Below are 6,501 nucleotides of genomic sequence, written 5' to 3'. Positions count from 1 at the left end.
GAAATAGAGCACTGGTATCGGTACCAAACCTAAATTAACCACATCACGACCACTCTCGGTCAAACCTTTGATTAAGGCATTAAGTAGCTCTGGGCCGGATAAACGACCGTCACGCGCAACAACAATAGTTTGTTGGCCACGCGCATAGGCTTCGCTGCCTAGCGCACGGCCAATATCCACAACTAAATCAGTGGTAAGTGTTTCACCAACAATACCGTGAATGTCATAGGCTCTAAAAGCATCCACTGGCACAACTTGTCGCTGTTTAAGTTTTGGTGCTGGCCTTATATTTTCTGCTGACGTCGTGTTTTCTTGAAAAATCAAATCAATCGTTTCAAAACCTGGACTCGGGATCTCAGCGTGCTCATACTCGTCGTCTTCATTGCTGTCATGATCTACCTGAATAGGTGTTGGTGTGGCATCAACATCAATACGGCTAATCATATCGTAAGTGCTAACAAAATTACGCAAACGAATATCACTCACTTGCCGTAATAATCGACCGGCCACCATGTCGCGTACCAGTGACACGATACTGCCAAGGTCTTTACGCACTGAATTTGCGATCAAACGCGCAAACACCACAATCAGTATAAGTAAAACCAAGGCTGCAGCGATAAAAATCATGGCGTAATAACGCGCATTCAACTCGAAACCCAATGACACAGGCGCCGGCGGAAAATAATGCGAACGCCATGCAGTGCCGTTTATTGACCGTTCAAGCGCATTGCCAGTTTCTGATAATGCAACATCGCCATACTTGGCCAACACTAACGGTCTACCTTTTGCCAGCGGTTGCTGTAATTCAAAATACCCACCACCGTATTGCGCCATCTCTTTGACCACCTCATTGAGGAAATCGTCTTTAAAACTCACCAACAAAAACCCTAATAAACTGCGATTAGAGTGGCTTTCTATACGGTTAATAAAATCAATATGACTATAGTCGCTAGCAAATTGGTGACTCTCTAAAGGTGGGTTAACACCTCGCCCATGCGAATCAAGCAAATCAATATCAGCAAAACCAAGCTCCGGAAAGTCGCCCGGACGAGCAGTGCGTACGATATTCGCAGGCAACAACATAACTCGCATTGCCTCAGGGAAAAGCACGGCAATCTCCGCCTCACGTTGCTGCAGGGCATCTGGATTGACATTCTCTAACGCCTGCTCGGCAATCGGATCATTAGCAAGGATTTCTATACGCGAATGAAAGCGAATAAAATAATTAGATAACTCACGACCTATCGTATTGGCATCAGCATCGTTTTGTTGCTCGTAGCGTTGGCTAAAATGCTCGGTCAATAATACGTAGACACCCGCGCCTACGGCAAGAATAATGGCAATAGCAAGCATCGCTAGTATCCATAGCAAGCCCTGAATACTGAATTTTGTCTCATGAATAGTCTGCGTCAAGTTGAAAGAGCTAGCACTCTGAGCGGACTTATTGAATAACTTAAGCTTATTTTTCATTACCCTAACTTTATCAACTGCTTAAACCTAATCCTTATTTCAATGAACCTTTGATTTATTCAGGCACAAGAGTTGAGTTGATGGATAAACCAGAGGTATCCTTAAGCCATTCTTGAGCTGCTAGATGCGACCAGAGTGACCAAAGCCTCCCTCAGCTCGGTCACTAATATTGAATTCTTCAACAATGCCGAACGTAACCTGTACAACAGGTATCACCACCAGCTGGGCAATGCGCTCGCCCACTTCGATACTAAATTCTACTTGACTACGGTTCCAGCAAGAAACGAACAAGCCACCTTGATAATCTGAATCAATCAAACCCACCAAATTACCCAACACAATGCCGTGTTTATGACCTAAGCCCGAACGCGGCAAAATTATCGCCGCATAGGCCGGGTCACCAATGTGGATGGCTATACCGGTCGGGATCAGAATCGTCTCGCCAGGTGCAATTATTGTCATTTGATCCAGCATGGCGCGCAAATCCAGACCCGCCGCACCATCAGTGGCGTAGGCAGGTAGAGGGAACTCGCTACCCACGCGCTTATCGAGCACTTTGAGCTCAAGTTGCTGCATGATAATGCGCTCCAATGATGGCCACCATCTGGCGTGCCAGCTTATGCTTGGTCGTTTTTTCCAGGTGCTGACTACCATCCGCCCAGTACAAGGTCATGGCATTATCATCCACTTCAGCGCCCTGACCCTCACCGACTTGATTGGCGGCAATAAGGTTCAGCCCTTTGCGTTCAAGTTTACCTCGTGCATGATTTTCAACATCACTGGTCTCTGCTGCAAAACCAACCGTAAACGGCTTGTTTGGTAAGGCCGCGACACTGGCAACAATGTCACGGTTTGGGGTCAACGCTAAATTGACATCATCGTCTTTGCGTTTTACTTTTTCTTTTGAAGAATTAAGCGGTCGATAATCGGCCACAGCCGCAGCAGCAATAAAGACATCGTTAGTAAGCACCTCAGACATCACCGCCTCATACATCTCGTTGGCACTGTTAACGTTAAGGCATTTTGCTCTTGCTGGTGGCGTCAGTGCAACAGGACCGCTAACAAGCGTGACATCAGCACCGGCCTCGATGGCAGCTTGCGCCAGGGCATAGCCCATTTTGCCTGAACTGCGATTACTAAGAAAACGCATGGCATCAATCGGCTCACGTGTTGGCCCTGCGGTCAGCAATAATTTCGTCCCCGACAAGATGCCGGCCGTAAACAGTTCTGCGATATCTTCGACTAATTGTCCTGGCTCTAACATACGACCAAGACCCACTTCGCCACATGCCTGATCACCCGCGCCAGGGCCTAAAATATGAATGCCACGCTGCTTAAGAACGTTTAAATTATCCTTGGTCGCGGCATTTTCCCACATTAAACGATTCATGGCAGGCGCAACGGCCAGGGTGCTGTCGCTAGCCAAACAAAGCGTCGTTAAAAGATCGTTTGCCATACCCTGACGTAATCGGGCTAACAAATCGGCGCTGGCGGGGGCAATAACGATAACATCTGCCCAGCGCGCCAACTCGATGTGGCCCATACCATCACCTCTATCAGCCTCATCCCAGGCACTGTAGACAATGTTGCCGGATAAGGCCTGAAAAGTCAGTGGCTGAATAAATTCAGTTGCGGTGGCTGTCATCACGACGCGAACCTCGGCACCCTGCTGACGCAGCAATCTGACAAGTTCAGCGCTTTTGTAAGCGGCAATACTGCCACTCACGCCTAATAACACACGCTTATTTACTAGTTCTATCATAGGGGTTCATCTTAAACCTGGATCAGAGCATACCAAAGCGCTTTAAGGTAACATTAAACACGACAAAATCAATGGATTGATTGCAGGACGCTGAAAGGCCTAAGGAGAGACAATGGCAATACATCAATGGCCAGAAGATGAGCGACCACGTGAAAAGCTAATAAATCATGGTGCCAACACCCTTTCCAACTCAGAGCTACTGGCTATATTTCTACGTTCTGGAACCGTTGGCCAAAATGCAGTCGAGCTGGGGCGATCCTTGCTTGAAGAGTTCGGTGGGCTAGCGCCACTGCTTGCTGCTGACTGCCAGCGTTTTTGCCAACATCATGGTGTTGGCAATGCCACTTACGTACAGTTGCAAGCAGCGCTGGAACTGGGTAGGCGCTATCTGTCCGAAGAATTGACTGGCCATCAGGTAATGCTTAACCCAGACCACACTCGCCGTTATCTAGCCAGCCAGCTGCGCCACTACCCACATGAAGTCTTTGCCTGTCTCTTTCTCGATAATCGTCACCGCCTCATCCGCTTTGAGAAACTATTTCACGGCACCATAGACCAAGCCTCGGTCTATCCCAGAGAAGTTGTTAAGCACGCCCTCAAATACAATGCCTCAGCGCTGATATTTGCCCATAACCACCCCTCAGGAGATGCCGAGCCTAGCCAAGCTGATATCGCACTGACACAACGGCTCAAACAGGCTCTGGAGTTGGTCGACATACGTGTTCTCGACCATATCATCATCGGCGCTGGCCATACTACGTCGGTGGCAGAACGCGGGCTGATGTAGATTAATACACTGGCTCTGCCGCAACCATTTAGCTTGTTCATCAGCCCTGATTCTGGTATAAAGGCGGGCTTTGGTTTGTTGCGCACATGTTGATGCGTACACCATAACAATGCATTGGTGAGGTTTAATAAAATGTCCAGGGTATGCCAAGTCACCGGAAAACGGCCCATGGCGGGAAACAATGTTTCACACGCAAACAATAGAACACGCCGTCGTTTTTTACCCAATTTACGTTCGCGTCGTTTTTGGATCGCAGCCGAAGGCCGCTGGGTACGACTACGTATTTCAGCCAAAGGCATGCGTATTATTGATAAAGTGGGTATCGACCAAGTCGTTGCCGACATGCGAAAACGTGGCGAAAGCGTTTAATTAGGGGGTAAAACACACCATGTACGAAAAAATTAGACTCAATTCTTCTGCTGGTACCGGTCATTTTTACACGACTGTTAAAAATAAACGTAATACCCCTGATAAAATGGAAATCAAAAAATATGACCCTGTGGTGCGTAAACACGTACTTTACAAAGAAGGCAAAATCAAATAAATAGCCTCCCGCTTTTGTTTTCGCACAATAAAAAACCCCGCTTAGGCGGGGTTTTTTATTGTTCTATCTAAAGGGAGCCTCACACTTATGCCATTGCTCTCATGGTTTGCATTGTGTAGCCTCTCAAAGCCTGAGCAAACTCTTCCAAAGCTTTGATCCCCGTTGCTTCAGCCTGAAGACACCATTCCTGTATTGCTTCCAGCAAGTGCTCATGCGTCACGGCAGAGCGGCGCATAATCTCCTGCAAATTCTGCTTAAATGAGTAGACGGTGGTTAAGGTTTTATTGTTATCCAAGACGCTCTCAAGATGTTCTTTACTGGTGCCATCCATCAAGCTTTCTTCACGAATCAATAAAGGCAAACTGCGGTGTAAATGCACACGCGTAATCACATCTGCCTTACCCACTTCATCACGATGAACCCGCTTTAACACCTCGTGGCAATAGTTCGACATCACCTGCAAACGATTACCTACCATCGCAACAACCGTGTCAGTATCCAGGGTCATTTTTTCTCGGTTAATCGTCAGCTCAGGCGGCAACTTTTTCACTTTTGCCAAGCAAAAAATCTCTAACAAACAGATATACATCCAGCCAATATCAAACTCATACCATTTGGATGATAATTTAGCTGAACTAGCAAAGGCATGGTGATTGTTATGAAGTTCCTCACCACCAATCAGGATGCCGATGGGTGAAATGTTAGTTGCGGCGTCATCACACTCGTAGTTACGATAGCCCCACCAATGACCAAGACCATTGACCACCCCCGCAGCAAAAAACGGAATCCAGGCCATTTGCACAGCCCAAATAGCGATGCCAGCGGCACCAAACAAGGCAATATCCAACACCAACATCAAAGCAAGCCCCCAATTCTTTGAGTATGCATAGAGGTGACGTTCGATCCAATCGTCAGGAGTCCCTTTACCGTACTTTTCAAGCGTTTCGATATTATCCGCTTCTTCCTGATAAAGCTCCGCACCGCGCCATAACACTGTATCAATACCCAATACTACTGGGCTATGCGGATCACCTTCGGTTTCACATTTAGCATGGTGCTTACGATGAATAGCCGCCCACTCTTTGGTGCGCATGCCCGTGGTCAACCACATCCAGAAACGAAAAAAATGACTGATACTGACATGAAGCTCTAAAGCACGATGCGCCTGACAGCGGTGCAAATAGACGGTCACACCAATAATGGTGATATGGGTGAGCAATAATGTCCAACCAATATAGCCCCAAACAGTCGGTTCCAATAAACCACCATCGAGAAAATTCAGTATATTATTCAACGTCATATGTCACTCTCCGCTCCAATCAATCGGGATCATACCTGAGTTTGGTCTAGGAGTCAGCCCGAGAATAGAGAACTACTACGGAAAAGCCATTTTGGCCAGATTCTCCGATTAAATTCGTTAAATATGTCCAATATTTGCCCAACGGAAATGCCCTTGGGGTACGCGCCTCATTGTAATCGAAAAATCTGACCCAAAATGGCTTGCCCTCGCCACGGTTCCTATTCTCGGGCAGACTCCTAGCTAACTACGATATTCCGCATTGATGCGCACATAGTCGTAAGATAAGTCACAAGTGGATACCCGTGCTGTTTCAGCACCACGACCTAGTTCAATATATAGACAGTACTCCCGTCGCTGCATGACTTGCTTTGCTGCTTGCTCACTATAATTAGCGGCGCGCGAGCCATTTTCTGCAATGAGTACGCCATCAAGGTGAATCGTCACTTTTTCGGTATTAAGGTCATCAATACCAGCATGCCCAACAGCGGCCAACACTCTACCCCAATTCGGGTCTTGCGCAAAGAAAGCGGTTTTAACCAAGGGGGATAAAGCCACCGTATCAGCCACTTTGCGGCACTCTTGCTGAGATTGACCGCCTGTAACCTCAATGTGGACTAAACACGTCGCACCCTCACCAT

General features: G+C 47.4%; 8 protein-coding genes. 3 read left to right on the top strand and 5 right to left on the bottom strand.

What is annotated here, in order from left to right; translation table 11 throughout:
- The 3 genes from JKY90_02785 to coaBC all read right to left on the bottom strand — a co-directional run.
- Window positions 1–1,413 (bottom strand): hypothetical protein (locus tag JKY90_02785; GenBank protein ID MBL4851193.1); only part of this gene is annotated, 1,413 nt, incomplete at its 3' end.
- Between the two features lie 177 nt (window positions 1,414–1,590).
- Complete coding sequence (gene dut, locus JKY90_02780; GenBank protein ID MBL4851192.1) at window positions 1,591–2,049, bottom strand: dUTP diphosphatase; 459 nt, start codon at window positions 2,047–2,049, stop codon at window positions 1,591–1,593.
- Window positions 2,033–3,229: a bifunctional phosphopantothenoylcysteine decarboxylase/phosphopantothenate--cysteine ligase CoaBC gene (gene coaBC / locus JKY90_02775; protein MBL4851191.1), complete on the bottom strand. Its 1,197-nt coding sequence runs from the start codon at window positions 3,227–3,229 to the stop codon at window positions 2,033–2,035. The genes dut and coaBC overlap by 17 nt, the downstream gene beginning before the upstream one ends.
- Window positions 3,230–3,344: 115 nt before the next feature.
- Between coaBC and radC the strand changes: the two genes are divergently transcribed.
- The 3 genes from radC (at window position 3,345) to rpmG (ending at window position 4,563) form a co-directional block, all read left to right on the top strand.
- Window positions 3,345–4,019, top strand: a complete 675-nt coding sequence (radC, locus tag JKY90_02770) for a DNA repair protein RadC (protein ID MBL4851190.1) — start codon at window positions 3,345–3,347, stop codon at window positions 4,017–4,019.
- A 132-nt stretch (window positions 4,020–4,151) separates the two neighbouring features.
- Complete coding sequence (rpmB, locus tag JKY90_02765) at window positions 4,152–4,388, top strand: 50S ribosomal protein L28 (protein MBL4851189.1); 237 nt, start codon at window positions 4,152–4,154, stop codon at window positions 4,386–4,388.
- A gap of 19 nt (window positions 4,389–4,407) precedes the next feature.
- Window positions 4,408–4,563 (top strand): 50S ribosomal protein L33, encoded by a 156-nt coding sequence (gene rpmG / locus JKY90_02760; protein MBL4851188.1) that lies wholly within the window; start codon window positions 4,408–4,410, stop codon window positions 4,561–4,563.
- An 85-nt stretch (window positions 4,564–4,648) separates the two neighbouring features.
- On the opposite strand, the gene JKY90_02755 is transcribed toward rpmG, so the two are convergent.
- Both JKY90_02755 and JKY90_02750 read right to left on the bottom strand, forming a co-directional pair.
- Entirely contained in the window at window positions 4,649–5,863 is a 1,215-nt protein-coding gene (locus JKY90_02755; protein MBL4851187.1) for a fatty acid desaturase, read from the bottom strand.
- 240 nt (window positions 5,864–6,103) lie between these two features.
- On the bottom strand, window positions 6,104–6,501 hold a 398-nt coding region (locus JKY90_02750; GenBank protein MBL4851186.1), incomplete at its 5' end, for a bifunctional ornithine acetyltransferase/N-acetylglutamate synthase.

It is taken from the genome of Gammaproteobacteria bacterium, from assembly GCA_016765075.1.
In the GTDB taxonomy this organism is placed as follows: domain Bacteria; phylum Pseudomonadota; class Gammaproteobacteria.
Note: the sequence above shows the minus strand (reverse complement) of the source record. Positions and strands in the feature narration are given on the sequence as shown.

What these genes read in the sequence shown, in the direction of transcription:
- radC (MBL4851190.1), top strand. Translation starts at nt 3,345, where the DNA reads ATGGCAATACATCAATGGCCAGAAGATGAGCGACCACGTGAAAAGCTA.
- rpmB (MBL4851189.1), top strand. Translation starts at nt 4,152, where the DNA reads ATGTCCAGGGTATGCCAAGTCACCGGAAAACGGCCCATGGCGGGAAAC.
- rpmG (MBL4851188.1), top strand. Translation starts at nt 4,408, where the DNA reads ATGTACGAAAAAATTAGACTCAATTCTTCTGCTGGTACCGGTCATTTT.
- JKY90_02755 (MBL4851187.1), bottom strand. Translation starts at nt 5,863, where the DNA reads ATGACGTTGAATAATATACTGAATTTTCTCGATGGTGGTTTATTGGAA.